The sequence below is a fragment of the Sphingomonas ginsengisoli An et al. 2013 genome (assembly GCF_009363895.1).
Classification (GTDB): domain Bacteria; phylum Pseudomonadota; class Alphaproteobacteria; order Sphingomonadales; family Sphingomonadaceae; genus Sphingomicrobium; species Sphingomicrobium ginsengisoli.
The window spans coordinates 1,530,671-1,556,853 of the sequence record NZ_CP045434.1 but is presented as its reverse complement, the minus strand read 5'-3'; the positions used below and the strand labels follow the sequence as shown (position 1 = coordinate 1,556,853).

Here is a 26,183-nt window from a genome sequence, read left to right as displayed (position 1 = left end):
TGGCTCAATGAGTAGCAGCGGGTTGAGTGAATTGCACGTCGGCCCGGTCGGCCGATGAGGAGAAACAATGCTGACAGTTGGTGATCGCCTGCCGGCACTGGTCGTCACGGTGCAGCGGGGGATCAAGGCGCCACCCAAGGGAAAGACGATCGACCTCGGCCAGACCGGCGGGCGCTGGCGGGTGCTGTTTTACTGGCCGCGCGATTTCACCTTCGTCTGCCCGACCGAGATCGTCGGCTATGGCGCGCTCAAGGAGGCTTTCGCGGCCCACGGCGCCGCGCTGATCGGCGCCTCGACCGACACTGCCGAAGAGCATTACGCCTGGCGCCGCTCCGACGAGCAATTGGCACTGGCCGATTTCCCATGGATCGCCGATTCCGATCGCGCGCTGGCGCGGGCGCTCGGCATCCTCAGCGGGACTGCGCAGGTCGCTTTACGCGCGACCTTCATCGTCGATCCGGCCGGGATCATCCAGCACGTCGCGGTCAACGGCTTCAACGTCGGCCGTAACCCGCAGGAGACGCTGCGGGTGCTGGCGGCAATCCAGACCGGCGAGCCGTGCGCCGCGGGCTGGCAGGAAGGCGAGCCGACGCTGCCGCGTCCCGCCTAAGGCCGCAACGCCTCGCCGGCGAGCGCTTCGATCTGGCGAATGGCGACGTCGCGCACCGCCTCCCGGTCGATCCCGCAGGCGCGCGCAATCTCCTCGCCCGCCAGGCTGTCGCCGATTGCCAGCAGGGTGAGGCCAAGCGTCATCCGGTCGACCGGGCGCCAGTCACCCGCCGCACGCATGGTGCGGATGATCCGCTCGATCGTATCGATCACCGGCTGCAGCGCCTGGCGCTGGCGGGTCAACGCGATCCACCCGATCAGCTCGCCCGCGCCCTCGCGGCGGAAGGCATCGAACATCGCGTCGATCACGTGCCGCTCGCTCGCCTCGCCCCGGCGGCGCTGCTCGATCGCGCCCTCGATCGAGGCGGCGACGGTGTGGGCGATGTCCTCGGCCATCGCCTGCTGGAGCCCGGCGGCCGAGCCGAAATGGTGGAGCAGATTGGCGTGGGTTCGCCCGACGATCATCGCCACCCGCTGCAGAGTCACCGCCGCCGCGCCGTCGCGGATCAGCAAACTGCGCGCTGCCGCCAGCGCGGCGGCGCGGCTTTCCTCGGGCGAAACTCTTTTGCGGGCGAGGGGTGTTATTGACATATTTGTAAGCAATCGTCAGATACACTTCGGCAGGCTTGGAGTAGGCTAATGACCGTTGCAACCCTGAACCGAACGACGCCGACCCCGGCGGACCTCACGATCACGCCCCGCGACCTGCGCTTCGGGCGCGACGAGTCGACCGCGCGCTGGTGGCTGAACGGCGATCCATACCAGACCGCCATTTACAACGCCCTGTCAGCGACCTTCCCGCTCGGCGAGGCCAATTTCATCGAGACGGTGCGCGCCTTCCGCGACCAGGCCGACGCGCGGCTGGCGGGCGAGATCAAGGCCTTCACGACGCAGGAAGTCATCCACAGCCGCGAGCATGTCGCCTTCAACAAGCGCGCGACCGACGCCGGCTACGACCTCGGCCCGCTCGAGCGCTGCGTCGAGGAGAGCCTTGTCGAGCTGCGCGCCAAGCCGCCGATCGTCGGCCTGATGAGCACAATGTGCCTCGAGCATTTCACGGCGATCATCGCCCACGAGCTGCTCGCCAACCCCAGGCATCTCAAAGGCGCCGACCAGGCCACCGCCGACATGTGGCGCTGGCATGCGGTCGAGGAGATCGAGCACAAGGGCGTCGCCTACGACACCTGGCTGGCGGTGACCGCCAAGCTGCCGCGCTTCAAGCGCTGGAAGCTCAAGAGCATGATGATGCTGCTGGTGACCAAGAACTTCGTGAAGCACCGCACCGCGGGCGCGCTCGAGCTGCTGCGCCAGGACGGGCTGACCGGCCGCAAGGTGTGGTGGACGCTGCAGTGGAAGCTCTGGGGTTCGCCCGGCATCTTCCGCAAGGTCGCCGGTGGCTGGGCCAAATTCTTCCTGCCCGGTTTCCATCCGTGGAATGAGGACGACCGAGCGCTGATCAAGGGCTGGGAACAGACCTATCCCTATCTCCAGGTCCCGCCCAGGAAGCGCGTCCGCGGCGCCATTTAGCCCAACCTTCCCGCCGCGTGGCGACGGGGAGGAGGTTCAAGCCGCCAGCCGCTCCGCCTTCTCGACCAGGCTCAGCGCCAGCTGCCGCGCCGGCGCCTCGGCTCCACGGCCGCAGCTGAAGCGCGGGCCGACCAGCCCGGTGGGGACGAAGCCGAGCTTCTCGAGCACCCGGCCGCTCGCCGGATTATCGAGGAAGTGGAACGCCGCGAGCCGCCGGAGCCCGAGGGTGCGGGCGATCTCGACGAGCTGGGTCGCCGCCTCGGTCGCATAGCCCTGGTTCCAGTGCGGCCGCGCAATCCAATAGCCGAGTTCGACCGCGCCCGAGGGCCGTCGCACCAGCCCGCACGAGCCGATTAGCTCGGGCGCGCTGGCGGTGCGGGCGTAGAGCAAGAAGCTCGGCAGGCACGGATCCTTGGGCGCGCCGAGGAAGGCCTCGGCTTCCTTCAGCCCATAGGGCCAGGGCACGACCGCGAGGTTGCGAACGATCTGCTCGTCGGCGAGCGCCTGGGCGAGAGCCGGGGCGTCCTCGGCCCAGCCGGGTCTCAGCAATAATCTTGTCGTTCTCGCGAACATCGGTCGTCCCTCCACTTGGCCGGCCCTGTGGCGGACCGGCGTGGCAGTTTCGGGAGAAGAAAAAGAAAGGGAGAAGAGGGGCCTTCCCTCTTCTCCCTTTCCTCGATCCGGTTGGATGTTGGTCTGGGCCGGCCCCTCGGGGGGCGGCCTGTCAGTGACCAACCCCTATTCGGCAGCGTCCATCGCCGGCATAAACGCCGCGACGTGGACATACTTTCGGCCAAGCAGGCCGTCGCGGAACTCGACTTGGCCGTCGGTCAGCGCGAACAGCGTGTGGTCCTTGCCCAGGCCAACATTGTTGCCCGGATACCACTTGGTGCCGCGTTGACGCACGATGATGTTGCCGGCGAGCACCTGCTCACCGCCAAACTTCTTCACGCCCAGGCGCTTGCTCTGCGAGTCGCGGCCGTTCCGTGACGAGCCGCCAGCCTTCTTATGTGCCATCGTTGCTTACTTCTCTTCGGTCTTCTTGGCCGCGGGGGCCTTCTTGGTCTTCTTAGCAGGCGCAGCATCGGAAGTCGACACGTCGTGCGTCGCCTTGGTGCCGGCGTCAGCCTTGGCGACACCCTCGCTGCTGACCGCATTCTTCGGCGCCGGCTTGGCCGCTGCCTTGGGCTTGCTCTCGGCCTTGGCGGGCGCCGGAGCAGTCGCGGCCGGAGCGGCGGTCTCGTCGGCGGCCGGCTTGGCCTTCTTCTTGGCGCCCTGCTCGGACTTCTGATCGCCCACCGCGGTGATCCGCAGGATCGTGTGCTGCTGGCGATGGCCCTTCTTGCGGCGATAATTGTGGCGGCGGCGCTTCTTGAAGACGACGACCTTCTCGCCCTTCGCCTGCGCGACGATCTCGGCCGCGACTGTCAGGCCCTCGACGCTCTTGAGGTCCGAACCATCGCCCGCCAGCAGCACGTCACCCAAGGTGATCTTGTCGCCGGCATTACCGTCCATCTTCTCGACGACGATCTTGTCTCCGGGGGCAACGCGATACTGCTTGCCGCCCGTGCGCACGATTGCGAACATTGGCTCTTCTCTTTTCTGTCTTTAAATCTCGCTTCCGCGCGCCGCTAGGCCCGAGGGTCACCCCTCGCGCGGAAAGCGTGCCGCCTAAGGGAGGGTCGGGCGGGTGTCAACCGCGCCGGCCCTTGCCTTAGCCGGTTTAGAAGTCCGCCGACACCCGTCCGTAGACGAAGCGTCCGTTGAACCCGAACGGCGAGAAGATCGAGTAAGGGATATATTCCTGGTTCGCCGGGTACGATCCACCGACGCTGCTCGGCCGCAGCCCGAACGGCGAGCGATCGGGATAGACGTCGAACAGATTGTTGGCGCCGAGCGCGAACTCGATTCCCTTGGCCGGCTTCCAGCGGACCTCGGCGTCGGTCACCCACTTGCGGCCGAGGAAGATATCGTCGGGACCGTAAGCAGTGAGGCTGGTCGGATCGCTGATCGGATTGGTCGCGCCGGGCGAGATGACCTTGCCGTAGCGGGTGGTGCGGGCGGTGATCCCGACCGGGCCTAGGTCGCCGTCGGCGCTGAGCACGATCTTGTCGCGCGGCTGGCCGTCGGTGAAGCGGATGCCCTCGACCCGTCCGAACAGGACGATGTTGGGGATTTGCGCCAGCGCGCCCGGCGCCGCCAGCCGCTTGTCGATGCTGGTCTTGTTGCGGTTGTAGGCGGCGGTCAGCGTCCACTTGCCGAAGTCCCCCGCGCGCCAATTGTAGGCGGCGACCAGATCGATGCCCTTGGTGGTGGTATCGACGCCGTTGATGAAGAAGCGCGCGGCGGCGACCTGCGGGAAGCCGAGCGTCTGCAGCAGGGTAGTGACCTGCGACTGGACCGCGGCGGTGTTGCCGGTGCCGCCATTGCCCAGCGTCTCGGTGAGGACGATCCGGTCCTTGATCTTGATGTGGTAGTAATCGGCGGTGAAGGTCAGCCCGCGCAGCGGGTTGGCGGTCGCGCCGAGGCTCAAATTGACCGACTTCTCGGGCTTCAAGGGCTTGGCACCCAGAGCCACCGCGGCCGGCGCCCCGACCGACAGCGTGGCGATGTCGACCGGTACGCCGTTGATGAAGTTGGTCGAGGTGGTGGTGAAATATTGCTGGTGGAGCGAGGGGGCGCGGAAGCCGTTCGAGATCGCGCCGCGGATCGCATAGCCCGGGATGAACTCCCAGCGCGCGGCGAACTTGCCGTTCACCGTCGAGCCGAAGTCGGAGTAATGCTCGAAGCGGCCCGCCAGCGTGGTCGTGACGCCGGGCAGCGGATCAGTGTCGAGCTCGGCATAGGCCGCCCAGCTGTGGCGCTTGGCGTTGGTCGCGCTCGAGGCCGGGATGCCGGGAAAGCCCTGCGCACCCGCGGCCGCCTGGCGGCCCGGGAAGCTGCAGACACCGGTGGTGGTGTTGTAGACGCCGCCCTGCGTCGCGCAGTTGGCCGAGGTAGTCGTGATCGCCGGGCGGAAATAGGGTCCGAGCGCGTAGGATTCGAGCTGGCCAGGGCGGATCTGGAAGCGCTCGCGGCGATGCTCGGCGCCGAACGCCAGCGTCAGCGGCTTGGCGAAGCCGACATTATAGTCCTGGCTGAAGTCGGCGTTGACCAGCCACTGGCCGTAGCGCAGCCCGCCGGCGTCGAAGTTGCGCGGGCTGGCCGGGCCGAACGAGGTATTGAGCGTGTCGTCGACCGCATAGTCGAACTTGTCGTAACCGCGGCCGAGCGAGAAGTCGGCCTTGAACCCGGCCACCGTGCCGCGCAGTCCGCCGATCGCCGAATAATCGCGCAGCTGCGTCTTGACCAGCGGCAGGAAGCCGTCCGGGGTTAGCGGCACGAAATTGGCCGAGGTCGGCGTGGTCGACGGACTCAGCACCGAGAAGTCGCGGTTCGCCGCGGCCGACTGCTGGCGGTAATTGGCCGCGCTGGTGGCGTTGCGATGTCCGTAGGAGCCGAAGGCGTAGAGCTGCCAGTCGGGGGTGAGGTCGTAGCCCGAGTTGACGAACAGCGTGTAGTCGGTGGTGTCGGGATCGCCGAAGCGGAACTCGAGCCGGTTGAAGTTGACTTCGCGCGGATCGAACGGACCGCTCCCGACCCGGTTGTAATTGGGCCTCAAGTCATAGCCGGCGCGGTTGGTGCGGTCGCGCACGCGCACCTCGCCCGAAACGTTGACGAAGCCGCGGCTGCCGAGCGGCAGGCCAAGGTTGGCAGCGAGCGTCGCCTGGGTGCCGTCGTGGGCGGTGCGGTTGCCGTCGCTGTTGGCGAGGAAATAGCGTGGGTCGGTGCCGAGGATCGGCTGGCCCGACGCATCGGTCTGCAAGCCGGTGATGTTGGCGACATCCTTGAGCGAGGTCCAATATTCGCCGTAGGTCAGGCTGACCCGCCCGCCATGGTCGGCGCTCTTGAGCTGGATGTTGATGACCCCGGCGATCGCGTCCGAGCCATATTGCGCGGCGGCGCCGTCGCGCAGCACCTCGACGCGGCTGATCGCGATTCCCGGGATGAGGTTCAGGTCCACCGCCGCGCTGCCGCGCCCGACCGTCCCATTGACGTTGAGCAGCGCGGAGACGTGGCGGCGCTTGCCGTTGACCAGCACCAGCGTCTGGTCGGGGGCGAGCCCGCGCAAGGTAGCGGGGCGCAGCGAATCCGAGCCGTCGGCGATCGACGGCTGGGGGAAGTTGAAGGAGGGGACCAGCTGGTTGAGGATCCGGTTGGTCTCGGTCTGGCCGGTGTGGACGATCGCGTCCGAGCCGATCACGTCGACCGGCACCGGGCTGTTGGCGACGGTGCGGTTGGCGGTACGGGTGCCGGTCACCACCACCGTATTGTCGGCGGCCGCCCTCTCGTCATTCGCCTGGGTAGCGCCGGTCGCGTCCTGCGCCGCGGGCGAGGTCTGCGTGGTCGATTGCGCCGATGCGGCGGTGGTGAAGGCAAAGGTGCTCAGCGAAGCAAGCAGCACCCGCTTGGTCAGTCCGGTCATGTCGAAATATCCCCCGTGCCCTGGCAGAGCCATGGACACGAACGGATGCCGAATCGGCCAAGATGACAAGTCTTTAACGTGTGATGCGAACGCTAATCCCGGTTATGTTGCGGCGTTGCAACATCCGGGTCACGCGGCACCGCGGACTAGTGGCGGTGCTCGGGCTTCAGGCGGTAGCGCCCCGGCTCGAACGCATCGAACAGGCCGTCGATCGCCGGATGGTCGATCGGCTCATCATCTTCGTCGGCGATCAGATTCTGCTGGCTGACATAGGCGACGTAGCTGCTCTCCGCATTCTCGGCGAGCAGATGGTAGAAGGGCTGGTTCTTGGCCGGCCGGATCTCGGCCGGGATCGATTCGTACCATTCGTCCGAATTGGCGAAGACGGGATCGACGTCGAAAATCACCCCGCGGAAGTCGAGCAGGCGATGCCGCACCACTTCGCCGATCCCGAAGCGGGCGCGCGCGACCGGCGGGGCGGAGGGATCGACAGTCATGATCGGAAAACGTTCAATCGGCGACATGGCTGCAATCTAGTGGCCGGCGCGACTTGCACAAGCGTCATGGCGCGACCCGCCTTCCCGCCCAGTCGAAGCAGCCGCCGCTATCGGCCGGGGTCAGCGCGTCGAGCACCGCGAGCATGCGCTCCGCCGCGTCGGCGGGGGTGAACAGCCGTTCGGGCGCGACCCCGCGCTGGAACGGGCGGCTCATGGCCGTGTCGACCGTGCCGGGGTGGAGGGTGACGCAGAGCGCCGCGGGCCGGGAGTGCGCCCACTCGATGGCGGCGGTGCGGATCAGCTGGTTGAGCGCCGCCTTGGACGCCCGATAGCCGTACCAGCCGCCTAGCCGATTGTCGCCGATGCTCCCGACCCGCGCCGACAGCGCGGCGAAGCGGCCGTCGCGCGCCAACAAAGGCAGGAAGTAGCGCGCGCACAGAGTGGGCCCGATTGCATTTACCGCAAAACTCCGCGCCAGTTTATCGGCGGTCAGCTCGCGCAACGACTTTTCGGGGCCGCTCTCGTCGTCATGAAGTAGCCCGGTGGCGACGATGATCCGGTCGAACGGCGCGTTGGGGCGGACACGCTCGGCGGCGGCGGCAATGCTCGCCTCGTCGGTAAGGTCGATCTCCCCCGCCGAGCGCGAAAGGGTATGCGTCGACTCAACGGCAGCGAGGCGGGCGGCTAGCGCCGCACCAATCCCGCCCGAGGCGCCGATCACCAACGAAGTCATGGCCCGGGCGATGCCGCCGAAAATGCCGCCCGCAAAGCTGGCCTGCGGGCTAGGCAAGCTAGCATGGCCTTGCTAGAGGCCCGCCCGCGACCCGCCCTGGCAGCGCTGGCAATCTCGCGGAGAGGTGGCTGAGTGGTCGAAAGCACCGCACTCGAAATGCGGCGTGCCCTCACGGGTACCGTGGGTTCGAATCCCACCCTCTCCGCCACGCAACAGCGTAACTAGTCTCGTCTCTAGGCGCTCGCCTGCAAGGTCCCGTAACAGGGCCTTTATTCGTCGCGCTTCCGATCCGTGGTGCGACGTCAGCAACTTACCAGGGTAGCGATCGGACGCTTATTGCCACTGCTGTCTCTGAGCGCTCGATGGTCGGTCCGGTTACGCGTGCGAAGCACGGAACAGGGAAAAACGCGCGTTTGGGAGCGCACAACAGGTTCTAGGGAGTACCGAGGAGTAGTTGCTTCGGTCAGGGCTTGGCAGAAATCCGCCACTTACATGACGGAACGGCCGCCGTTCCCTGTTACTCGGCAGAACAGGTGCTTTTATCGACAGAACAGGGGCTTAATTCGGCACAAACAGCCGATTTGATTGCCCGTAACAGGTGACTTTGGCTCAGGCGCTTAGACGCTCAATCAGCATTTCTTGTTTTCTCCAGCACAGGGGCACGGCCGACCTAATCAGATCTTCGAGGCGCAGCCTCGATGGCTGTTTGCCGTCGAGAATCATGGCCTGGATCTTGGGCGAGAGAAACGCGAGGCGCATTAGCCGCACCGAGTAGCGCGACTGCGGTAAGTCCGTGATCGTCGGTAAGCCGTTGTGAGTACGTCCAACAAGCCTATAGGCAGCGCGAAGCGCAGTAATCAGCTTCTCGTCGCGGTTTGGCGTTGCGGTGACTGCTTCCACTCGCGCGCGACCGCCTCGCGGCTTCAGGTTCGCCGCGACTGTCCACGTCAGCAGATCGGGGTTGGCGGGATCGCTGCCGAAGCACTCACCTTCGCCCATAGTTTCAGCGACCCGGCTCTGCAGCTTGGCGGGAAGTACAAGGGTGAGTGAATGCTTGGCGACTTCAGCTCGCACGAGTGGGCAGGGCTGTCCCGGCAACAAACTGAGCCTGCCGATCGCTTGTGAGACGGCCTGATCAACGCGCGTCGCTGAGAAGCGCTCGGTGGTAGACACTGCTTGCCGGCCGAGCTGCAAAGCAGCGGGCACGTAGTAAGCGTATGACTTGCCCCGGGCGCCCCGCGAGTGCGTCCGCACGAGCCCCTGCCCAGCCGCATCGGATAGCTTGCCGGCGTAAGGATGATGCGTGCGAGCATAGGAGCTGCGGACTCGACGATCGCCAGCAAGTTTGGCGTGCACCTTCTCGAACAACTCTCGCGCAACGATCGCGTCGTGCTGTCCCGGGTAGCACTGGTCCTTGTGGACGATTACACCAAGGTACACGCGATTTTGCAGCAGGTGGAACATCGCTCCGCGGCTGAACCGCTGGCCGCCAAGCTTCCGTCCCTTACGGGTGACTCGCAGCTTCGATCGGACGCCTTCGGCCTCTAGCTTGTCGAGCAGGCGGTGCACTGACCCGAGCGCCAGATACTGCTCGAAGATGTAGCGGACGGTCCCGGCCTCCGCCGCATTTACCTTCAGGACTCGCGCGTTATCCGCAGGCAGGTCGTATCCGAGCGGCGCAAGTCCACCCATCCACATGCCTTTGGCCTTCGACGCTGCAATCTTGTCGCGGATGCGCTCGCCGGTGACCTCGCGCTCGAATTGGGCAAACGACAGCAGCACATTGAGCGTCAGCCGGCCCATGCTGCTGGTCGTATTGAACGCCTGAGTCACGCTGACAAAGCTCACGTCCTTCTGATCGAAGCGTTCCACGATCCGCGCAAAGTCGGGCAGGCTGCGGGTCAAGCGATCGATTTTGTAGACCACCACGATGTCGACCAGCCCGCGACCGATATGGTCCAGCAAACGCGTAAGGGCAGGGCGCTCCATGTTGCCGCCGCTGAAACCGCCATCGTCATAGCGGGTGGAGAGGGCGGACCAGCCTTCACCAGCCTGGCTGAGCACGTAAGCCTCGCAAGCTTCACGCTGCGCATCGAGGCTGTTGAAGTGCTGGTCGAGGCCCTCGTCCGAGCTCTTGCGCGTGTAAATGGCGCAGCGCATCACGAGCGTAGTCCGAAGAAGCGGCGACCATTCCACCGTGTGCCGGCAATTGCCGTGGCAACACCCGACAGGCTGCGGAACCTGCGCCCGTTCCAGTCGAAGCTGCCTTCCTGCACGGTGACGACATGCTCTACGCCGTCCCAGGTTCGGCGCAGGGTGGCACCAGCGCCGAGATCCTGACCTTCAGCTACGACCCGGCCGGTTCGCGCCAAAGCATCGCGCATCTCTCGGCTGAGTCCGCCAAGCGCCTGCGCCTGGATGCGCCATGCGAGAGCGAGTCGGACCATTTTTGCCGATCGCGCGGTGGGAGGTGCGCCGAAGCGCAGGTCCCATTCGGCTCGAAGCTGATGCAGGTCCATCTGCTCAAGGGCCGCAACCTGCTCCTCCACACCACTCATTGTTCAGCCGCGACGATGCGGTAACGCCGTACGCCGTCGACCACCTCGTTGGTGGTCTGATGGCCCTTCTTCTTCAAGGTGCCGGCTAGTGCGCCGCGCACGCTGTGGGCCTGCCAGCCAGTCACTTTCATCATTTCGGCGATGCTCGCGCCCGTGGGTCGCTGCAGTTGGGCCAACACCTTGTCGAGCTTGGTGAGTGTTTTCTTGGCTTCCTTTGCCATGCTTGTTCTCCGGTGAGCGACGACCATCCGCCGCTACCGACACAAGCCCGCGAGGCGGGGTTTGTCTGCTTTGCTCGCTTTCCACAGCTTATCCACCGGGAAGTGGCGCCACAGCATTGATTTTTCTGCATGTTCGTGCTATGTTCCGAGAACATGAAGCAGAGTGTCGCGGGGGCGCTACCCACTCGCCAGCTGACAGTCGTTTATCGGCCGATCAGCGATCTTCGTCCTGATCCGCGCAATGCGCGGACGCATCCCAAGCGGCAGATCGAACAGCTATGTTCGTCCATCCGCCAGTTCGGGTTTACCAACCCGGTGCTGGTTGATGAGACGGGCGTGCTGATCGCTGGTCACGGTCGGCTGAGGGCCGCCAAGGAGATCGGCCTCGAGCAGGTGCCGACGATCGTCGTCGAGGACCTTACCGAAGCGCAGAAGAAGGCCTTGCGCCTTGCCGATAACAAGATCGCCTTGAATGCCGGCTGGGATTTGGAGGTCCTGAGGCTCGAGCTTGCCGATCTTTCAACCCTGGACATCGACTTTGACCTCGGCCTCACCGGCTTTTCGGCTGGCGAGATCGACGTCGCGCTGAAAGCTGCGAACGACCCGGACGATGAGGTCATCCCTGCGGTGCCGGTTGAGCCGCGCACCAAGCTTGGCGACATCTGGGTGTTGGGTGAGCATCGCATCGGGTGCGGCGATGGACGCAACGTCGAGTTCCTCAAGAAGATCTTGGGAGAGGGTGCGGCGATCGACGCCGCGTTCTTGGACCCACCGTACAACGTGAAAATCAATGGGCATGCGAACTCAGCCGGTCGCCATCGCGAGTTCGCCATGGCCTCTGGTGAAATGAGCCAGGCGGCTTTCAGACAATTTTTGACTGACACACTCGGCGCCGCTGCTGCCGTGTCGCGGGACGGCGCCGTGCATTTCGTCTGCATGGACTGGCGCCACATGGATGATGTCACGGCAGCCGTGACCGACATCTACAACCAGCTGCTGAACATCTGCGTCTGGAACAAGACCAACGCCGGCATGGGCTCTCTCTACCGCTCCAAACACGAGATGGTGTTTGTTTATCGGATCGGCGCCAGCCCGCACTTCAACGCGGTTGAGCTCGGCAAGCATGGACGCAATCGTACAAACGTGTGGGACTATCCTTCCGTCAACTCAATGGCGGGGAGCCGCCGCGAGGACCTGGCGCTTCACCCAACGGTGAAGCCTGTCGCGCTGGTCTCCGACGCACTGCAGGATGTGACCCGGCGCGGTGACCTGGTGTTCGACATGTTCCTGGGCTCGGGTACGACGCTGATTGCGGCGGAACGGACCGGTCGGAAGTTCCGGGGCTGTGACATCGATCCGGCTTATGTGGACGTAGCCGTCGAACGTTGGGTGCAATCAACTGGCGGTACCCCGATCCTGGAGGCGGCTGCGTGAGCGGCCGCTTCGAAAAAGGCCGGAGCGGTAATCCGGCTGGACGTCCGAAGGCTCGCCGGCCGCACATCTCCGCGTTCGAGGTCGTACTCGATAAGACCTTCACCGTTACACAGAACGGTGTCGATCGAGAGCTTACGGTCGACGAAGCGCTTCAGCTTCAAACCTACCAAGGCGCACTCAAGGGCAGCAAAATGGCTGTGCGAGCCGTCTTGAAAATGATCGAGAAGCGCGAAAAGGCACTGGTCAAAAAGGCTCCCTCACAGAAGGTGCAAGCTTATAAGTTTGGGCAGGAACAGGATCCGCGGAATGCCGACGACGCCATGTTGCTGCTTGGCATTACGGTGCCCGATCCTTGTTGGACTGGTGGGGCCTGTGAATACGGCACACGTATGAAGCTTGCCACCTGGGCAACCCAAGCTGCTCTAAGCCGCCCAGGCCGTCGACAGTTGACGGAAAAGGATAGGGAAGAGGTGGTCAGGCAGACCATCGATGCAGAGGCTCTCAAGTGGCCTCGCCAGCGGGGAGGACATTGACTTGGAGACCAGCCCCGAACCCAACGGCTATGGCAAGCCGCCCACCGCAAGCCGGTTCAAGCCAGGGCAGAGCGGCAATCCTCGCGGCCGCCCAAGGGGACGATCCAAGGACATCCCCTACGACGGATTGCTTGGTCAGATGGTCACCATCAGGGAAGATGGTCGTCAGCGGCGGGTTACAGCCGCCGAAGCCTTTCTGCTCCACCTGACGAAGAAGGGCTTAGCCGGCGACAGTGCCGCGGCACGTGCTTCCCTCGAGGCGATTGAGATCGCACGTGCCAAGCGACAGGTAAGGAACCCGATCCAGATTAGAATTGTATGGAAGGGGTTTTCGCCAGGCTCAGTGGGCTCCAGCATCGAGCCTCTCGGTATCGCAACGCTACTCAACCGGTACTCGGAAGAGAAAGCCAGGTTCGAGCTCAAGCCGTGGATTGTGCAGGTTGCGCTGAACCGCCTTGGCAAGCGCAGGCTCACTGTTGAAGAGCAAAGAACAGTAATCGAGGCCACACGCACTCCTCAGCAGGTGCAATGGCCGGAGTGGTGGACTGTAAGAAGCTAGCCGCGGTTGTTTTCACGGGAGGCGTGTGGGCGAACGGTATGCCATGGATCGTCTTCTGAAGGCTCGAGTGCTGCACCGATCCGGTCAGACCTGCCGAATTGTAAGCCACTGCGGGTTCAAAGCGCTCGCTCCGGAAGCCCAAAAAATTACGTTTGTGGTGGTAAGCAGAACGGCCGCTATCGGGTAGAGACGTACGATTAGCGGACGCTCATTCATAAGAAGCAACACGTCAAATCCAGCGCTTGTACAAAAACGCTTGATGCCTCAGGCGAGCGCCCGTCTAGCGGACACTTGTAAAGCTCGTTGCTAGCCCTTGTCGCTCTTATCTCTTATTCCGCAAAGTCAAGCGCTTCTCGATCCTTCGATCCGGCACCAACCAGATTACTGAGACTGCTAGATAGGCAACCACCGCAGCTAGCGGCACCAAGAAGGCGACGCAGGTCCCTCCCGCATAGAGCAGCAGGGACACTAAACCCTTGGTGTCATTACCAACCGCTTCCTTCAGCAGCGGGGTCTCGTCGTTCGCCGCGATGATGGCTCGCTCGGTCAGAACATAGCTGATCGAGGCCATGAGCAGAGTGAAGCCGTAGGCAGCGGTCGGCAGAGGTGAGATCCCTTGATCGTCGACCCACCGGATCACGAAGGGAACTAGCGACAGCCAGAACAACAGCGACAGATTGGCCCACAGTACGCGTCCATCGACTTTCTCAGTGGCCTGCAACAGGTGATGGTGGTTGGCCCAGAAGATTCCGACGTTGATGAAGCTGAGCGAGTACGCGAGCAGAACCGGGAGTGACGCAATCAACGCCGCCGGCTGGACACTTGCGGGTGGCTTCATTTCTAGCACGGCAATCGTGATCACAATGGCCAGAACGCCGTCGGTGAAGGCTTCAAGCCGCTGTGCTCTCATGAAACGAACTCAGTTGGTACAGCCGAGGTCCTAAGCGAACTCATAACCAGAAACCGCCGTCTCGAGGACAATCTCGCCATAGATCTTTTCTCCCGGCTCGGAGGAGGCGCCGGCGACGACCATCAGAGGAATGAGGTGTTCTGCGGTAGGGTGCGCGGCCTTGCCTCCTGGAGCATGCGTCCGTCTCTGAAGTGTTTCGAAGCGCTCGTTCGCCGGCTGCTCGATTGCCGATGTCAGCCAGTGATCGAATGCAAGCGAGGTATCGGTGAAGCGCTGGTCACCAAACGCCTTCAGATCGTGGAAGCTCATGCCTGAGCCGATGATCAGAACGCCTTCTTCCCTCAGCGCGGCGAGCGCCCGGCCTGCTCGGAGATGCAACTCGGGGTCGAGATCGCGTTCAACCGACATCTCGACTACCGGGATCTGAGCATCGGGGAATGCAACCTTAAGCGGCACGAACGTTCCGTGATCGAAACCGCGACTAGCGTCTACTTCCGCTTGGATCCCGGCTCCACGAAGCGATTGCGCCACTTCTTCTGCCAGCGCCGGCGCACCGGGCGGGCCATAGCGGATCGCATAGGTTTCCGGCGGGAATCCATAATAGTCGTAGATCAATCCCGGACTGTTGCCGCCAGTCAGCTGGAACCCTCGTGTCTCCCAATGCGCCGAGACTAAAAGTATGGCCGCCGGTGCCGCTGGCAAACGGCTCGGTAGGGAGCGGAGGAATGCTTCCATGCCGGTCCAGTGGTTTGCCGGATCGGGGATGAAGAAGCATGGCCCCCCGCCATGGGGGATGTAGAAGGTCGGCTGGCGAGCGGCCATGACTTCCTCAACGACTAACGAGTGATCGGGAACATCGGCCGATGGCTCTTGGTCTGAGCAGCCGGCACATCTTCCTGCATTACGTCCCAATGCTCCACGAGCTTGCCGTTCTTGACGCGGAAGATGTCGACCGTGACGAGCGGCTTGGGTCCCCATCCGGTGTAACGCCCGTGGATCATCACTAGGTCGCCATCCGCCACGATCACGCCCGGCTCATATTTGAAGTTCTTCGGCAGGCTTGCAACGACTTTGGGTAAGTCGTCGGCACCATCAGCTATGGTCGGGTTGTGCTGGAGGTAAGGCTTGCCGAAGTAAAGCCGAACTGCCTTCGTTGCATTGCGCGTGACAAAAAGCTCATGCATTGCACTGCTTACCAAGCGTTTGTTGGCCTCCTGAACGGGACCAGCGCTAGCAGTACTTGGCAGAGCTAAAAAGGCCATTGCAGCAGCAACAAAAGCGATGTTAGAATACTTCACAAAGATGCTCCCTTTCATGTTCGCAATGAACAATAAGAGGAGACATTGGGCGTGATAATGAGGTCATTTCGGCAGTGTGTCTGCCGAATGGCGGGATAATGGTGGGTCGCGGACAAGGTCGGTGTATGGATAAGCTCGCCTCTATCAAGGTGTTCCTGCAGGTGGTTCGCGCCGGTTCGTTCGTGCGCGCAGCCGAGCAGGCTGGGCTTTCCCAGACCAGCGCGTCGCGGATGGTACGCGAACTGGAGGAGTCGGTGGGCACCCGCTTGCTCAACCGATCCACTCGGAGCCTCAGTCTGACCGATGCCGGAGACAAGCTGTTCAATTTCTACAGCCAGGTCGTCGATGACCTCAAAGCGATTGAGGCGGAGGCGTCCGGCGCCAGTCCCACGGCTCCATCGCGCCTCCGGGTCGTCTTTCCCCACACCTTCGCGACCCGCAGACTGAACACTGCGATCTGCCGCTTTCGCGAGGAACATCCGTCCGTCGATCTCGAAATCAGGCTGGATGATGCGCCAACCGACCTGATCCGGGAGGGATTTGACCTCAGCATCCGCATAGCCCCAGCCCTGCGATCGACCTTAGTTGCACGGCGGATCGCCGCCGTTCCCATCATCCTTTGCGCCGCTCCCTCCTACCTGGAACGTCGGGGCGTGCCGACAACACCGGCCGATCTCGCGGGGCACGAGTGCCTGATCTACAGCGATAATGATCCCCCCGACGAATGGGCATTCGAGCGTCAGGGCGAACGCTTCGTGCAACGGGTTCGGGGGTCGATGAAGGCCAACAGTGGTGACCTGCTCCGAGCGCTTGCGGTGGCTGGCCAGGGCATCATCTTCCAGCCGGCCTTTATCGTTGGCACCGAAGTGGCAGCGGGTAAGCTCATCTCGCTGCTTGACGGCTACGAACCGCTGCGTCGCGCGGCTTACGCGCTGTACCCTTCAGGTCGCTTCGTCCCTGCCAAGGTCCGCGCCCTTACCGACATCATCGCCAGGGAACTGGACGGCTCACCGAATGACGATGCAGCGAGATAACCAGACTCGCCAGCGCACCACAGGAGAAAGATATGCGCGCTAGGAGAATGCTTCTGCTGGTCGCGGCTGGGTCAGCTGGCGCTCTGATAGCGGCGGGGCTGCCACGTGAGACAGCCGCCAGCAACTATCCCCCCGTGGGCAAGACGGCTGTCGTGGATTTTGGCGCAGCGAAGTTCAATCTCCACTTCCTCGACGGTCGAACCATGTCGTTCGAAGACGCCTCCGGCGCGTTCAAGAGGGTGAAGGACACCGTTCAGTACCAGGCGGTCGAGATCGGCCCCAAGCTATACATGGTCTACTGGCACGAGCCGAGCACTGGTTCGAACGTCGTCCATGTGCAGGACTGGAATTCCGGCACCGTCTACACGAACATCGCGGCAAAGGATGGTTCCTTCTTGCATCTCAAAGGAACCATTCGTCTCCGGCCTCGAGGCGGACTCTAGCGCGTCCTCTCCGCTCAGATCACGAAAGTTTGGCGATGATCTCCTCGCCCATGATCGTCTGCGCCAATTGACCCGAAGGATCGCCGAAATCATTGACCAGCTCGGTAACGACCTGGTTGATTACGCTGATCTGGGCTCCTTCCGCGCGCAGTCGATCATACGTCAGCGTATCACCGAGAGGGCTGGTGGTGCCGCATGCATCCGCTACCACCAGTACCTCATAACCGAGCGCAAGTGCGGATCGCGCCGCCCAGAACAGGCAGATGTCGGTGGTAAGTCCCGCCAGCACGATCTTCCGTCGGCTGAGCGCTGCGACCGCGTCCCTGAGGCGGTGGTCATCCCAGCAGTTGAGTTGGCCACCTCGCGCGAAGCGCCTGGCGAAGGCGTCTGGCGCAAGGTCTTGCAAGTCGGGAATTGAAAGCCCGACCTGTTCTTCCATGGTGGTCGTCAGCACGATCGGCATGTTGTAGGCGACGGCCATGCGGGCGAGCACACGGCACGAAGTCCGCACCATGTCTTGGGGCAGGCTCTTCACCCACCCGAGTGTGCCCGTCTGATGATCCACGAGCATGACGAGCGCATTTTCGGGCGTGAAGCGTTCAGGACTGGTCATGGGCTGTTCCTCCGTTTGTAGGAGGCTCCTACCTCGCTTGCCGGGGGCAGCGGAACGAGCGCAACCGAGAAGCAGCTTTGCAGTTTTGAATAGCTGCTCAGTAACCCTGAACACGCAATCGCTCACGAGCGAAGTCGTAAAAGGCTCGCGTGCGGGTCGGAAGTAAGCGCGTCGGTGTCACGAAGTAGAAGATCGCTGGCTCAAGAGACCACTCAGCAAGCACCCGCTCGACTGGACAGTGCTCAGCCCCCTCAGCGGCGATCGTCGGATTGAGTGCGGCGATTCCTACTCCATCGCCGCACAGGCGGCGAAGCATCAGAAGGTTGTTGGTCTTCACCGACCCCTGGGTGGTGACTTCAACCGTCTTCGCACCTCGCCGAAACAGCACCGTGTCCCTCATGTGCGGCATGGTCAGGCAGCAATGATCGATGAGTTCTTCAGGATGCGCCGGCCGGCCATGCCGATCGAGATAGGCGGGAGAAGCATAGAGCCCACTCGGGATGCTCGCCAGACGACGGACAGTAAGCTCGGAGTCAATCAACGGGCCTACGCGGATAGCGGCATCAAAGCGCTCAGCGCCGACGTCCAACTGCCTTGGCGTAAGGTCCACTTCGAAATTGACCTTCGGATACGTGACTCTGAACTCCGCGATCAACCGGGCCAGAAAGCCTGCGCCGAAGTCTGGACTGCTGGTAAGCCGAAGCGTTCCGCTGGGTTCGCGCTGCGCGTCGATCACCAGCGCGAACGCTTCGGACAAACCACCGATCGCAGGCTCTAGCGCGGCTAGATAGGATTGCCCCTCTCGCGTCGGCTGAAAGCGCCGCGAGGTGCGATCAATCAGGCGTAAGTCCAGTTTCCGTTCTAGGTCGGCGAGGCGTCTCGATAGTCGAGCAGTCGGAATGCCGCTGGAACGGGATGCTTCTGAGAGCGAGGGCGATCGAGCGATCAGCACGAACAGCGCCAAATCAGGCAGAAGCTCAATCAAGCGCCGGTCCACGGGCCCAATCCTAGGCTAGATGCGATTGTGCGCAACATCTCAGAGACCGATAGTCTCCTACCCAGAGGAACAATTCCGAGCGCGTGTTAGGCAAGACAGTGCGTCCTAGTGCGGCAAGCGAAGCAATTTCAGAGCTCGGGTTCAACTCTTGCCAGCAATTCAGATATCTTTCCGCGCAGCCACCGGCATCCTCGGTCGGCATCGGTCCGGGAGTGCCACAGCATCCGATAGCCGAAGCGTTCGAGTTCAACGGGAGGAAGGACCTGCTTGAGACCGTGGGCGCTTCCGAATGCCTGCGCAACACGTAACGGCACCGTCAGCAGCAAATCAGACTGCGCTGCGACCAAGGCGGCCGTGGCGAAGTACGGCAGCGTGACAGCGATCGAGCGCGACAGGCCGAGCGACGCCATGGCGGTATCGACCACGCCAACGTCGTCCCCGCCGACCGTCACTAGAATGTGTCCGTGGGCCAGAAACTCCGCCATGGAAAGTTGTCCATTAGGCGTATGTTGCATGGTCGCGTGACCTTCTCGAACGAGGCTGACGTAATGCTCGACGAACAGGCTTTCGCTCAGCAGAGGAACTGGCGCGTCGTCATCGGAATATAGAGCAAGGTCGATGTTGGCCGATCCAAGCTCGGTGAATGTCGCCCCGGTCAGCGGTACGACGCTGATTCTGATATCAGGTGCTTCTAGCAGCAGACGACCGATGATCGGAGCCAAGACGGCCAATGCTCCATAATCCGTCGTCGCAATGGTGAAGGTGCGCGCCGAGCGCGAAGGATCAAACTCGGGCTCACCAAGAACCTCACCAAGCTCGGCAAGAAGCGCTTTCATCGGTTTCTGAAGAGACTTCGCGCGTGGAGTCGCGATTACGCCCTTGGCGCCTTTCACGAACAGCGGATCCGCAAAAAGCGATCGCAACCGCGACAGTGCGCGGCTGACTGCCGGCTGGCTCATGTTCAAGCGGCGGGCGGCTGCAGTGACATTCTGCGTCTCGAGAACAGTATGGAGAACGACCAAGAGATTAAGATCGAGGCGACGTAATTCGCGCAATGGTATGATCGCAATCCGTTCAATGCATTGGCATTATGGTAGCGGATGTCGCACCTTGATGTCCATGACCATGGAAATGCTGCAATCCTGATGAGCCCGCTTGTCCCAGCCTTGGGTCGGCGAGCCGTTCTGCAGGTTCTTTCCGCAGCAAGCACAGCGGTCCTTACCCCCACCATCGGTAGAGCCAAGGCGATGAGAAGTAACATGCTGACCAAGGCCGCGCCCGGACCCGGCGAGGCTTACGGCTACACGGTTGAAGAGGTCCGCTTCAACAGCACGGGAGTGCCGCTTGCCGGGCTCCTGTTCTTGCCAGAGCGCACGGGTGCAATGCCGGGCATCGTCGCGCTTGGCCCGTTCGGCTTCGTGAAGGAGCAGGCGCCAATGGGATACGCCAGCAGACTTGCGCGCGATGGCTTTGCAGTTCTCATCTTCGATCCGCGTTATCACGGCGAGAGCGGGGGCACTCCGCGCCGGCTGGAGAGTCCATCGGCCAAGATCGAGGATGTACGGGCGGCGTTGACTTGGCTCACCGCGCGTCCGGAGGTGGACGCGGGCCGGATCGGCGTGTTGGGCATCTGTCAAGGAGCTTCAGAGATGATTGCGGTGGCGGCGGCCGACGACCGGGTCCGGGCGGCGGCGCTCGTATCAGGACAATATCTATTTCGCGAGAACCTGCTCGGCTTCTTCGGCGGTGGCGGCCCCACACTCGACCAAAGGATTGCTCGCGGCCAAGCGGCGCTTGAGCGCTACAGAGCCCAAGCTTCGGTCGACTACACCGCTGTAGTCGCGGCCGAGGACAAGAGCGTCGCCTTGCCGTGGCCTCCGATCAACGACTGGTATCACCCGTGGACGACCGCGAAATGGGGCGAGCCGAGCCGCTGGGAAAACCGTTACGCAACGATGAGCGACGCGGAGGTTTGGACCTTTGACGTCGATGCTCACGCTCGCAAGCTCACGAAGCCGACCTTGCTTGTACATGGCGAGCATTCGGACGGAGGTATAGTCGCGGTGAAACATGTCCAAAACTTGATCGCTGCGACGGACAAGCGGCTGATCATCGTTGACGGTGTCTTTCACACGCGCTTCTACGACGATCCTGTTGTAGTCGGTCCGTGCGCTGCCAACGTCTCAGACTGGTTTGGAACGCACGTCACGTAAGCGCTGGCGTACCCCTATCTTGGGATCTCGTGCCGCAGAATAGAGATTCGGCCTGCGGCCTTTAGCTCATCTGATTTCGTCCGGTACGTCCGGTCACGATTAACCTATCGCCGCCTTCCTCCTCGTAGCCACCTCGCGAGTGCAGAGGACCCTCCTGGGTAAGATGGCGTCCATCTGAGAAGGGGCAGCCCAAGCTTTGGCCCGGAATGGTGGAAAGCGGAATGGCAGCTTTCCGGCTAGGGAAGAAAAAAAGCGGACGCTCGGTCACAAAGCGCGTGCGCCCTACCTAACGAAAAGCCGGGTCGCACGGGAGCGAGGATTCGAGAAGTCCGACTTTTTGTATGCTGATCAAGCGTCGGCGAGTGCGGCAGCGAGGTCTGCTTGGCGGAAAGGCTTCGTCAGCCGGCGATAACTGGTGTCGATACCCTGAACGTCCGCATAGCCGGAGACGATCAAGATCTTGGTGTTGGGGCGTCGCTCACTAACTTGCCGAGCCAGCTCGACCCCCGTCATGCCCGGCATCAAGTGGTCGGTCACCAGGAGGTCGATATTGCGCTCGCCGAAAATTCTTAGCGCATCCTCGGCGGAGGCAGCCTGGATCGTATCGTAACCAAGCTCCGCGAGCATCTCGGCCGTCGAGCAACGAACAAGTTCTTCGTCGTCGATCACGAGCGCAGAGCCGGCGAGCGGCGCGAGGTCCGGCTCCGTAGCTTCCTCCTCCATTGCGGCCCGTGTTTTCGAGACCGGAAGCAGCAACTCGATGCTGGTGCCCGCTCCAGGAGCGCTCTTGATGCTCAAGTCGCCGGACAATTGCGCGGCGAGACCATGAACCATGGACAGTCCAAGACCAGTGCCTTGCCCGATGCCCTTGGTGGAGAAAAAGGGCTCGATGCAGCGGGCCAGTGTCTCGCTGTCCATTCCCCTGCCGGTGTCACGGACCGTGACGCGAACATATTTACCTTCGGCCAGGCGATCGGTCTTGGTCCCGATGTGATGGATTTGCGCGGCGATATGAAGGTGCCCACCACCATCCATCGCGTCCCGCGCATTCACAGTAAGATTGAGCAGCGCCATCTCCAGCTGGTTCGCGTCTGCCAGTGCCGGCGGGAGGTCCTCAGCAAGATCTAAAGCGAGTTCGATCCGCGGGCCCAAGGTGCTAGCAAGAAGGCCTGCCATTTCCTTGATCAGGCGCGGAACGTCGACGGCAGTGGGTTGAAGCGGCTGGCGCCGTGCGAACGCCAGCAGCCTCTGCACCAGTGTCTTCGCACGCTCGGCCGAGGCGAGCGCGGCACCGATGGTACGCTGGGTACGTTCGTCGCCAATTCCTCTGCGTTGGAGGAGATCCAGACCGCCGATGATGGGAGAAAGCAAGTTATTGAAATCGTGCGCTACGCCGCCAGTGAGCTGGCCCATCGCTTCCAACTTCTGCGACTGTCGCAGTGCTTCCTGCGCTTCTTGCAAGCGAGCAGCCGTTGCCTTTTCCGCGCTGATATCTCGCGCAACAGCATGGATGAAATTGGCGTCGGGCACCGCCGTCCAGGACAGCCAGACAAAGTCGCCTGCTCGGGTGCGGTAACGATTCTCGAACCGGAGAGTGGTTAGCCCTTCTTCAAGCCGTTGGGCCTCCCTTACCGTTGCCTGCAAATCGTCAGGATGCACCAGCGAGAGGAAGGGTTTTCCGAGCAGGTCTTCTTCCGACCAGCCCAGCAGCGTCGTCCACGCCGGGTTGATTGCGGTGATCGTCGCGTCGAAGCGGGCGACGAGCATCAGGTCGGTGGAGAGGCGCCACATTCGATCACGGTCGGCGGTTCGCTCGGCTACCTGCGCTTCGAGGCTGGCGTTCAGGGACCGCAGCGCCTCTTCAGCTTCCGCGCGTTCGGCCATCTGGCCGGATCGTTCGGCCACCTCCTGCATCAGAGCGACGTCCTGAGGCGACCAGGCGCGAGGCTCCTTGCTGTTGAGGTAGACGATCGAGCGCAGCCGCTTGCCCCGCATGAAGGGCACCACGAGAATGGCGCGGGTGTCGACGCTGCCCGCGGTCGCGCGAGTTTCGGGTTCATCGCTGAGCGTGTCGGTCAGGAGGTCCTTGATGACGATCGTCTCACCGCTATTCAGCGCTGCGACGATCTTCACGCCGAATGAGCTCGCCGGAAGTTGGCCGAAAATGGGATCGATGGATCCGTCGGTCCAGCAAACGTCATAGTCGAACAGGTCTTCGCTCGCATCTAGGTAAGCGTAGCCCGTTCGGCCGCAAGCGAAGTGCCGGCCAAGGAGCGCCGCCACCTCGTTCAGAGCAGCGCGCCGGTCATCCAGCCGGAGCTTGTCGGTAATTTCGACCAGCAGGCGATCCCGCGCTTCGGCATTCTTTTGTTCGGTAACGTCGATCTTGATCCCGTCCCAGATCCTTGTGCCGTCCGCTTGCCTACGAGCGGCTGAGATGATGCGACCCCATCGAACTTGTCCGTCAGCGCGCCTGAACCGAACGATTTCGTCAAAGGGAGCTTCGGACCGAACCGCTGCTTCCTCCGCCGCCGCAAGGCGGGCTGCATCTTCAGGAAGGATAATCTTGTAGGGCAGAAGCGGATCGTTCTTGAGCAACTCGAGGGAATAGCCCGTCAGCTGCTCGAAGCTCTGCGACAGATAAGCGAAGTGACGCTCCCTGCCGCTCGCGCCGGTACTGATCTGAAAAACCATCCCGCCTGGCAGATTGTCGGTGATGGCCCGCAGCCGCGCTTCGTTCTCATGAATAAGCGCCTCGGCCCGACGCCGATCCGTGACATCAATGCAAACCGCAAGCACGCCGTAGAGTTCGCCGTCGTTCCTGCGCACCACCGATACGGAGTTGTTGACCCACACGATGCCGCCATCGGGGCGAACGTAACGTTTTTCGTGGGAATAAGGTGTACCGTCGCGAACGGCTTTCTCGAACAGCGGCAGGTTGCGTCCAAGGTCCTCAGGATGCGTGATGTCCTGCAGGCGGAGGGTGTACAGCTCTTCGCGCGATCGCCCGGCGATCTCGCAGAAACGATCGTTGACCAGCGTGAAGAGGCCGGTGGTATCGACCTGAGCGAACCCGGCCGTCGCTTGGCTGATGAATGCTGAGAGCTGTCCTTCGCGTTCCTTTAATGCCTCTTCTGTCTGCTTGCGATCGGTAACGTCCATGATGACGCCGACCGAACCGGCAGGCTCACCGGTTGCGGAGCGAAGGAGCTCGGCCCTGACTAGGAGCCAGCGAACGCTGTCGTCGGGCCAGAGATGGCGATATTCCCACTCGGCGAAGCGATCCCCCCTGGCGTAGGCTGCCCCGACGAACTCCTGCACTCGCTCGAGCTCGCCAGGATAGTAACGACTGAGAAGCTCATCGAGTAATGGCTGACGGTCCTGCGGCAATCTCAGCAGGCGACTGAACTCGGGCGAGACCTCGACCGAACCGTCTTGATCGACGCTCCAGATCGCCATGCGCCCGGCATCGAGCGCCAGGCGGAGACGCGCCTCGTCTGAGCTGCCCAGCTGTACGTGCGTGGGGAAAGGTTTGTCGTTCATGAAGATGCGCCTGCACTGGCCGGACTGGGCGATTGATACGGCGGCGGAATAGCACTCTTATTCTGAAGCTGGATAGGCGCGAACGTATGCTTATGCGCGTAAGCGGATGGCCGACCGAAGCGACAGCAGGTGGTGGAAAGCAGACCGTCTGCTCGAGGATGAGCACCGCTGAATCGCAGACGTTCGTTCATTCAAAGGGCTGCGGGCTGCTTAGGACTACTCAAGGCCAGGTCGGCAGGCTCGCAAGAGGGGGTGTTCGCCGCCCATCCGCAGTCGGTGCCGGTCAAGGGGGGAGGCACGACGGCCGAGGCGGCCGAGGCGGCCGAGGCGGCCATTGCTGCCTATTGCTAGAATCGGAACTCAATCGTATGCGAAGTTTTGCGCACGAAGTTTACACTAACTTTACGCCCGCCGCGCCAAGGACATTTGATGACTGGCATTCCGCTCAGGGACGACCCGGCACGTCCACCCTACAAAGGGCGGACGCTTATCGAGCGTGTCGTCGCTAGAATCGCGTTCACGCCTGTCGCGCAGCTCGGGGTGAAAGACAGCGAGTTTGCCGCGTCTTTTCAGGAAGCAATCCGGCGCGATTACCCCCTTTTCGAAGCGGCCGTCGACACTTTCATCAATGTGAAGTTCGAAGGAGGCTCCGTCTCGTCCGCGCCTGAGGAACTGCGCAAATGGTTGTTCCGTGACATCGCCGCGCAGTGGACTGTCGCGTTGACCCAAGACGCTCTCGTCCTCGAAGGAAGCCGAGAAGGTTACTCCTCCTGGACGGATTTCGTTGCGCGCCTAAATGCATTAGTGATTGCCCTTAAGTCGACTGCGGGACCTTCGCATGTTCTGCGGCTGGGCATACGTTACATCAATACTGCGCCGGCTGAAGGCAACGATGATCCGCGACTTGTCTGCGCGCAGCAGCTCACCAGCGTGACAGGCAACGCTGACGTAAAGTTAGCCGACTTATTTTGGGTCATGGAAACCAACGAAGGTGAGCTGCTCTTGCGCAGTGGAGTAATGCCGCCGGCCTCGTCGTACGATCCGGCGATGTTCATGCAGCGCAATCAGAAGACTTGGTACCTCGACATTGACGTCATCAATAGCGATATGATTGAATTTGAGCCCCAAGCTATCGAGGCGCAACTTCGCCGCCAAGCGAGCAGAGCGCATGCGATATACTACTGGGCTGTGCCAGACGGAGAAAGCGCATGACGCCCCAGGTAGCGCGCTATCGACAACCACAGGCGAGGTTTGTTCGAATCAAGGCGCAGGGTAACGAAAGTATCCCGCTGGCTGCGCTTGTCGGCGGCATCACGCTCGCACTTGGCGGAGCCGCCGCCGCCCAAGCTCGTCCTGTTGGTGCCGCATACGAAGCTCAACTCCACCTTGGGCAGACAGCTGTTGCGCGTCAGGAAGACGTCAACCCGGCTGATGCGCTAGAGGAGATGAAGCAGGCGGCTGGGCTAACTTGGGCGCAGTTGGCCCTATTGCTCGAAGTAAGTCGCACGACGCTTCACGATTGGACGAGCGGGGCCAAACTGCGCGCCGGCAGCCAAGCCAAACTGGTCGGCTTGCTCGATCGTGTCCGTGCAATGACTGACGTTCCCAAGTTTAAGAAGCGGAGTTTGCTGCTAGGTCCGACGGGGCCGGCTACTGTCGCGTCGCAGCAAGGGCCGCTCGTAGTCTCCGACAACACCCCGCCGCGGCATCGTCTGCGCCTCGAGGACTCACGCGAAGTTTTGGGATAGAGTTCTTGCAGGAAGATGGGGCGCAACCACCTCTAACGGAATGGCGCCAGGGTGATCTCATCCTGGCGCCTTTTAGTCTGCCAGTCATAAGCGCGCGCGCGGGGGAGCAATCAAGCATCACTCGCCTCATAGCCGAGCACGGGATCGCAATCGTTTCTCAGTCTTGCGATGTCGTCAAGGATACTGCG

At 62.5% G+C, this 26,183-nt stretch carries 27 protein-coding genes and 1 tRNA gene; 11 read left to right on the top strand and 17 right to left on the bottom strand.

Annotated elements, in window-relative coordinates:
* The first annotated feature begins 67 nt into the window (after nucleotides 1–67).
* Nucleotides 68–610 (top strand): peroxiredoxin, encoded by a 543-nt coding sequence (locus tag GCU42_RS07445; RefSeq protein ID WP_114226933.1) that lies wholly within the window; start codon nucleotides 68–70, stop codon nucleotides 608–610.
* Here GCU42_RS07445 and GCU42_RS07440 read toward each other — a convergent pair.
* Nucleotides 607–1,200: a TetR/AcrR family transcriptional regulator gene (locus GCU42_RS07440; protein WP_114226932.1), complete on the bottom strand. Its 594-nt coding sequence runs from the start codon at nucleotides 1,198–1,200 to the stop codon at nucleotides 607–609. The genes GCU42_RS07445 and GCU42_RS07440 overlap by 4 nt on opposite strands.
* Nucleotides 1,201–1,248: 48 nt before the next feature.
* On the opposite strand from GCU42_RS07440, the gene GCU42_RS07435 reads away from it, so the two are divergent.
* On the top strand, nucleotides 1,249–2,136 hold the full coding sequence (locus GCU42_RS07435; protein WP_114226931.1) for a metal-dependent hydrolase: 888 nt from the start codon (nucleotides 1,249–1,251) through the stop codon (nucleotides 2,134–2,136).
* A 36-nt stretch (nucleotides 2,137–2,172) separates the two neighbouring features.
* On the opposite strand, the gene GCU42_RS07430 is transcribed toward GCU42_RS07435, so the two are convergent.
* From GCU42_RS07430 to GCU42_RS07405, 6 genes are all read right to left on the bottom strand, one after another.
* Nucleotides 2,173–2,685, bottom strand: coding sequence for a GNAT family N-acetyltransferase (locus GCU42_RS07430; RefSeq protein ID WP_335341007.1), 513 nt, complete (start codon nucleotides 2,683–2,685; stop codon nucleotides 2,173–2,175).
* A 189-nt stretch (nucleotides 2,686–2,874) separates the two neighbouring features.
* Entirely contained in the window at nucleotides 2,875–3,153 is a 279-nt protein-coding gene (rpmA, locus tag GCU42_RS07425; protein ID WP_114226929.1) for a 50S ribosomal protein L27, read from the bottom strand.
* Nucleotides 3,154–3,159: 6 nt separating this feature from the next.
* Nucleotides 3,160–3,723: a 50S ribosomal protein L21 gene (gene rplU, locus GCU42_RS07420; protein ID WP_114226928.1), complete on the bottom strand. Its 564-nt coding sequence runs from the start codon at nucleotides 3,721–3,723 to the stop codon at nucleotides 3,160–3,162.
* Between the two features lie 136 nt (nucleotides 3,724–3,859).
* Complete coding sequence (locus tag GCU42_RS07415) at nucleotides 3,860–6,661, bottom strand: TonB-dependent receptor plug domain-containing protein (protein WP_114226927.1); 2,802 nt, start codon at nucleotides 6,659–6,661, stop codon at nucleotides 3,860–3,862.
* A 146-nt stretch (nucleotides 6,662–6,807) separates the two neighbouring features.
* A complete protein-coding gene (gene hspQ, locus GCU42_RS07410; protein WP_240309373.1) occupies nucleotides 6,808–7,158 on the bottom strand; it encodes a heat shock protein HspQ in 351 nt (116 codons plus the stop codon).
* Between the two features lie 64 nt (nucleotides 7,159–7,222).
* Nucleotides 7,223–7,891 (bottom strand): SDR family NAD(P)-dependent oxidoreductase, encoded by a 669-nt coding sequence (locus GCU42_RS07405; RefSeq protein WP_114226925.1) that lies wholly within the window; start codon nucleotides 7,889–7,891, stop codon nucleotides 7,223–7,225.
* A gap of 118 nt (nucleotides 7,892–8,009) precedes the next feature.
* Here GCU42_RS07405 and GCU42_RS07400 point away from each other — a divergent pair.
* A tRNA-Ser gene (locus GCU42_RS07400) sits at nucleotides 8,010–8,099 on the top strand.
* Between the two features lie 401 nt (nucleotides 8,100–8,500).
* On the opposite strand, the gene GCU42_RS07395 is transcribed toward GCU42_RS07400, so the two are convergent.
* Genes GCU42_RS07395 through GCU42_RS07385 form a run of 3 tightly spaced genes read right to left on the bottom strand, consistent with a single transcriptional unit; the run spans nucleotide 8,501 to nucleotide 10,670 of the window.
* Nucleotides 8,501–10,051, bottom strand: coding sequence for a recombinase family protein (locus GCU42_RS07395; RefSeq protein ID WP_114226924.1), 1,551 nt, complete (start codon nucleotides 10,049–10,051; stop codon nucleotides 8,501–8,503).
* Nucleotides 10,051–10,440, bottom strand: a complete 390-nt coding sequence (locus tag GCU42_RS07390) for a DUF2924 domain-containing protein (RefSeq protein WP_168713105.1) — start codon at nucleotides 10,438–10,440, stop codon at nucleotides 10,051–10,053. Before GCU42_RS07390 ends, GCU42_RS07395 begins: the two co-directional genes overlap by 1 nt.
* A 5-nt stretch (nucleotides 10,441–10,445) precedes the next feature.
* Entirely contained in the window at nucleotides 10,446–10,670 is a 225-nt protein-coding gene (locus GCU42_RS07385; protein WP_205214943.1) for a DUF3489 domain-containing protein, read from the bottom strand.
* 153 nt (nucleotides 10,671–10,823) lie between these two features.
* On the opposite strand from GCU42_RS07385, the gene GCU42_RS07380 reads away from it, so the two are divergent.
* From GCU42_RS07380 to GCU42_RS07370, 3 genes are read left to right on the top strand one after another with little or no spacing between them, the layout of a single operon-like run.
* A complete protein-coding gene (locus GCU42_RS07380; RefSeq protein ID WP_114226921.1) occupies nucleotides 10,824–12,104 on the top strand; it encodes a site-specific DNA-methyltransferase in 1,281 nt (426 codons plus the stop codon).
* Entirely contained in the window at nucleotides 12,101–12,637 is a 537-nt protein-coding gene (locus GCU42_RS07375) for a DUF5681 domain-containing protein (protein WP_152569493.1), read from the top strand. The genes GCU42_RS07380 and GCU42_RS07375 overlap by 4 nt, the downstream gene beginning before the upstream one ends.
* A gap of 1 nt (nucleotide 12,638) precedes the next feature.
* A complete protein-coding gene (locus tag GCU42_RS07370; RefSeq protein ID WP_114227772.1) occupies nucleotides 12,639–13,196 on the top strand; it encodes a DUF5681 domain-containing protein in 558 nt (185 codons plus the stop codon).
* A 322-nt stretch (nucleotides 13,197–13,518) separates the two neighbouring features.
* Here the strand turns inward: GCU42_RS07370 and GCU42_RS07365 are convergent, their stop codons facing one another.
* The 3 genes from GCU42_RS07365 to GCU42_RS07355 are packed head-to-tail and all read right to left on the bottom strand — an operon-like array spanning nucleotide 13,519 to nucleotide 15,422.
* Nucleotides 13,519–14,106 (bottom strand): TMEM175 family protein, encoded by a 588-nt coding sequence (locus tag GCU42_RS07365; protein WP_114226920.1) that lies wholly within the window; start codon nucleotides 14,104–14,106, stop codon nucleotides 13,519–13,521.
* A gap of 30 nt (nucleotides 14,107–14,136) precedes the next feature.
* On the bottom strand, nucleotides 14,137–14,928 hold the full coding sequence (locus tag GCU42_RS07360; RefSeq protein WP_114226919.1) for a DODA-type extradiol aromatic ring-opening family dioxygenase: 792 nt from the start codon (nucleotides 14,926–14,928) through the stop codon (nucleotides 14,137–14,139).
* Between the two features lie 14 nt (nucleotides 14,929–14,942).
* On the bottom strand, nucleotides 14,943–15,422 hold the full coding sequence (locus tag GCU42_RS07355; RefSeq protein ID WP_162789168.1) for a nuclear transport factor 2 family protein: 480 nt from the start codon (nucleotides 15,420–15,422) through the stop codon (nucleotides 14,943–14,945).
* Nucleotides 15,423–15,529: 107 nt separating this feature from the next.
* Here GCU42_RS07355 and GCU42_RS07350 point away from each other — a divergent pair, with 107 nt between their 5' ends.
* Nucleotides 15,530–16,438 (top strand): LysR family transcriptional regulator, encoded by a 909-nt coding sequence (locus tag GCU42_RS07350; protein ID WP_162789167.1) that lies wholly within the window; start codon nucleotides 15,530–15,532, stop codon nucleotides 16,436–16,438.
* 47 nt (nucleotides 16,439–16,485) lie between these two features.
* On the top strand, nucleotides 16,486–16,881 hold the full coding sequence (locus tag GCU42_RS07345) for a MoaF-related domain-containing protein (RefSeq protein WP_152569492.1): 396 nt from the start codon (nucleotides 16,486–16,488) through the stop codon (nucleotides 16,879–16,881).
* Nucleotides 16,882–16,900: 19 nt separating this feature from the next.
* Here the strand turns inward: GCU42_RS07345 and GCU42_RS07340 are convergent, their stop codons facing one another.
* The 3 genes from GCU42_RS07340 to GCU42_RS07330 all read right to left on the bottom strand — a co-directional run bounded on the left by GCU42_RS07340 (nucleotide 16,901) and on the right by GCU42_RS07330 (nucleotide 19,546).
* Nucleotides 16,901–17,494, bottom strand: coding sequence for an isochorismatase family protein (locus GCU42_RS07340; RefSeq protein ID WP_152569491.1), 594 nt, complete (start codon nucleotides 17,492–17,494; stop codon nucleotides 16,901–16,903).
* Nucleotides 17,495–17,591: 97 nt separating this feature from the next.
* Nucleotides 17,592–18,491 carry a LysR family transcriptional regulator gene (locus tag GCU42_RS07335; protein WP_114226914.1) on the bottom strand — a complete coding sequence of 300 codons (900 nt, stop codon included), beginning with the start codon at nucleotides 18,489–18,491 and terminating at the stop codon, nucleotides 17,592–17,594.
* A gap of 128 nt (nucleotides 18,492–18,619) precedes the next feature.
* Entirely contained in the window at nucleotides 18,620–19,546 is a 927-nt protein-coding gene (locus GCU42_RS07330) for a LysR family transcriptional regulator (protein ID WP_114226913.1), read from the bottom strand.
* A 204-nt stretch (nucleotides 19,547–19,750) separates the two neighbouring features.
* On the opposite strand from GCU42_RS07330, the gene GCU42_RS07325 reads away from it, so the two are divergent.
* Nucleotides 19,751–20,704: an alpha/beta hydrolase gene (locus tag GCU42_RS07325; protein ID WP_162789166.1), complete on the top strand. Its 954-nt coding sequence runs from the start codon at nucleotides 19,751–19,753 to the stop codon at nucleotides 20,702–20,704.
* A 348-nt stretch (nucleotides 20,705–21,052) separates the two neighbouring features.
* Here the strand turns inward: GCU42_RS07325 and GCU42_RS07320 are convergent, their stop codons facing one another.
* Entirely contained in the window at nucleotides 21,053–24,247 is a 3,195-nt protein-coding gene (locus GCU42_RS07320; protein WP_114226911.1) for a PAS domain S-box protein, read from the bottom strand.
* 429 nt (nucleotides 24,248–24,676) lie between these two features.
* Here GCU42_RS07320 and GCU42_RS07315 point away from each other — a divergent pair, with 429 nt between their 5' ends.
* Together GCU42_RS07315 and GCU42_RS07310 are read left to right on the top strand one after the other, a co-directional pair.
* Complete coding sequence (locus GCU42_RS07315; protein ID WP_114226910.1) at nucleotides 24,677–25,459, top strand: TIGR04255 family protein; 783 nt, start codon at nucleotides 24,677–24,679, stop codon at nucleotides 25,457–25,459.
* Nucleotides 25,456–25,995, top strand: a complete 540-nt coding sequence (locus tag GCU42_RS07310; protein ID WP_152569490.1) for a hypothetical protein — start codon at nucleotides 25,456–25,458, stop codon at nucleotides 25,993–25,995. The genes GCU42_RS07315 and GCU42_RS07310 overlap by 4 nt, the downstream gene beginning before the upstream one ends.
* The last annotated feature ends 188 nt before the right edge of the window (nucleotides 25,996–26,183 follow it).

What these genes read in the sequence shown, in the direction of transcription:
- GCU42_RS07445 (WP_114226933.1), top strand. Translation starts at nt 68, where the DNA reads ATGCTGACAGTTGGTGATCGCCTGCCGGCACTGGTCGTCACGGTGCAG.
- GCU42_RS07440 (WP_114226932.1), bottom strand. Translation starts at nt 1,200, where the DNA reads ATGTCAATAACACCCCTCGCCCGCAAAAGAGTTTCGCCCGAGGAAAGC.
- GCU42_RS07435 (WP_114226931.1), top strand. Translation starts at nt 1,249, where the DNA reads ATGACCGTTGCAACCCTGAACCGAACGACGCCGACCCCGGCGGACCTC.
- rpmA (WP_114226929.1), bottom strand. Translation starts at nt 3,153, where the DNA reads ATGGCACATAAGAAGGCTGGCGGCTCGTCACGGAACGGCCGCGACTCG.
- rplU (WP_114226928.1), bottom strand. Translation starts at nt 3,723, where the DNA reads ATGTTCGCAATCGTGCGCACGGGCGGCAAGCAGTATCGCGTTGCCCCC.
- GCU42_RS07415 (WP_114226927.1), bottom strand. Translation starts at nt 6,661, where the DNA reads ATGACCGGACTGACCAAGCGGGTGCTGCTTGCTTCGCTGAGCACCTTT.
- hspQ (WP_240309373.1), bottom strand. Translation starts at nt 7,158, where the DNA reads ATGACTGTCGATCCCTCCGCCCCGCCGGTCGCGCGCGCCCGCTTCGGG.
- GCU42_RS07405 (WP_114226925.1), bottom strand. Translation starts at nt 7,891, where the DNA reads ATGACTTCGTTGGTGATCGGCGCCTCGGGCGGGATTGGTGCGGCGCTA.
- GCU42_RS07395 (WP_114226924.1), bottom strand. Translation starts at nt 10,051, where the DNA reads ATGCGCTGCGCCATTTACACGCGCAAGAGCTCGGACGAGGGCCTCGAC.
- GCU42_RS07385 (WP_205214943.1), bottom strand. Translation starts at nt 10,670, where the DNA reads ATGGCAAAGGAAGCCAAGAAAACACTCACCAAGCTCGACAAGGTGTTG.
- GCU42_RS07380 (WP_114226921.1), top strand. Translation starts at nt 10,824, where the DNA reads ATGAAGCAGAGTGTCGCGGGGGCGCTACCCACTCGCCAGCTGACAGTC.
- GCU42_RS07365 (WP_114226920.1), bottom strand. Translation starts at nt 14,106, where the DNA reads ATGAGAGCACAGCGGCTTGAAGCCTTCACCGACGGCGTTCTGGCCATT.
- GCU42_RS07360 (WP_114226919.1), bottom strand. Translation starts at nt 14,928, where the DNA reads ATGGCCGCTCGCCAGCCGACCTTCTACATCCCCCATGGCGGGGGGCCA.
- GCU42_RS07355 (WP_162789168.1), bottom strand. Translation starts at nt 15,422, where the DNA reads ATGAAAGGGAGCATCTTTGTGAAGTATTCTAACATCGCTTTTGTTGCT.
- GCU42_RS07350 (WP_162789167.1), top strand. Translation starts at nt 15,530, where the DNA reads ATGGATAAGCTCGCCTCTATCAAGGTGTTCCTGCAGGTGGTTCGCGCC.
- GCU42_RS07345 (WP_152569492.1), top strand. Translation starts at nt 16,486, where the DNA reads ATGCTTCTGCTGGTCGCGGCTGGGTCAGCTGGCGCTCTGATAGCGGCG.
- GCU42_RS07340 (WP_152569491.1), bottom strand. Translation starts at nt 17,494, where the DNA reads ATGACCAGTCCTGAACGCTTCACGCCCGAAAATGCGCTCGTCATGCTC.
- GCU42_RS07325 (WP_162789166.1), top strand. Translation starts at nt 19,751, where the DNA reads ATGCTGACCAAGGCCGCGCCCGGACCCGGCGAGGCTTACGGCTACACG.
- GCU42_RS07320 (WP_114226911.1), bottom strand. Translation starts at nt 24,247, where the DNA reads ATGAACGACAAACCTTTCCCCACGCACGTACAGCTGGGCAGCTCAGAC.
- GCU42_RS07315 (WP_114226910.1), top strand. Translation starts at nt 24,677, where the DNA reads ATGACTGGCATTCCGCTCAGGGACGACCCGGCACGTCCACCCTACAAA.
- GCU42_RS07310 (WP_152569490.1), top strand. Translation starts at nt 25,456, where the DNA reads ATGACGCCCCAGGTAGCGCGCTATCGACAACCACAGGCGAGGTTTGTT.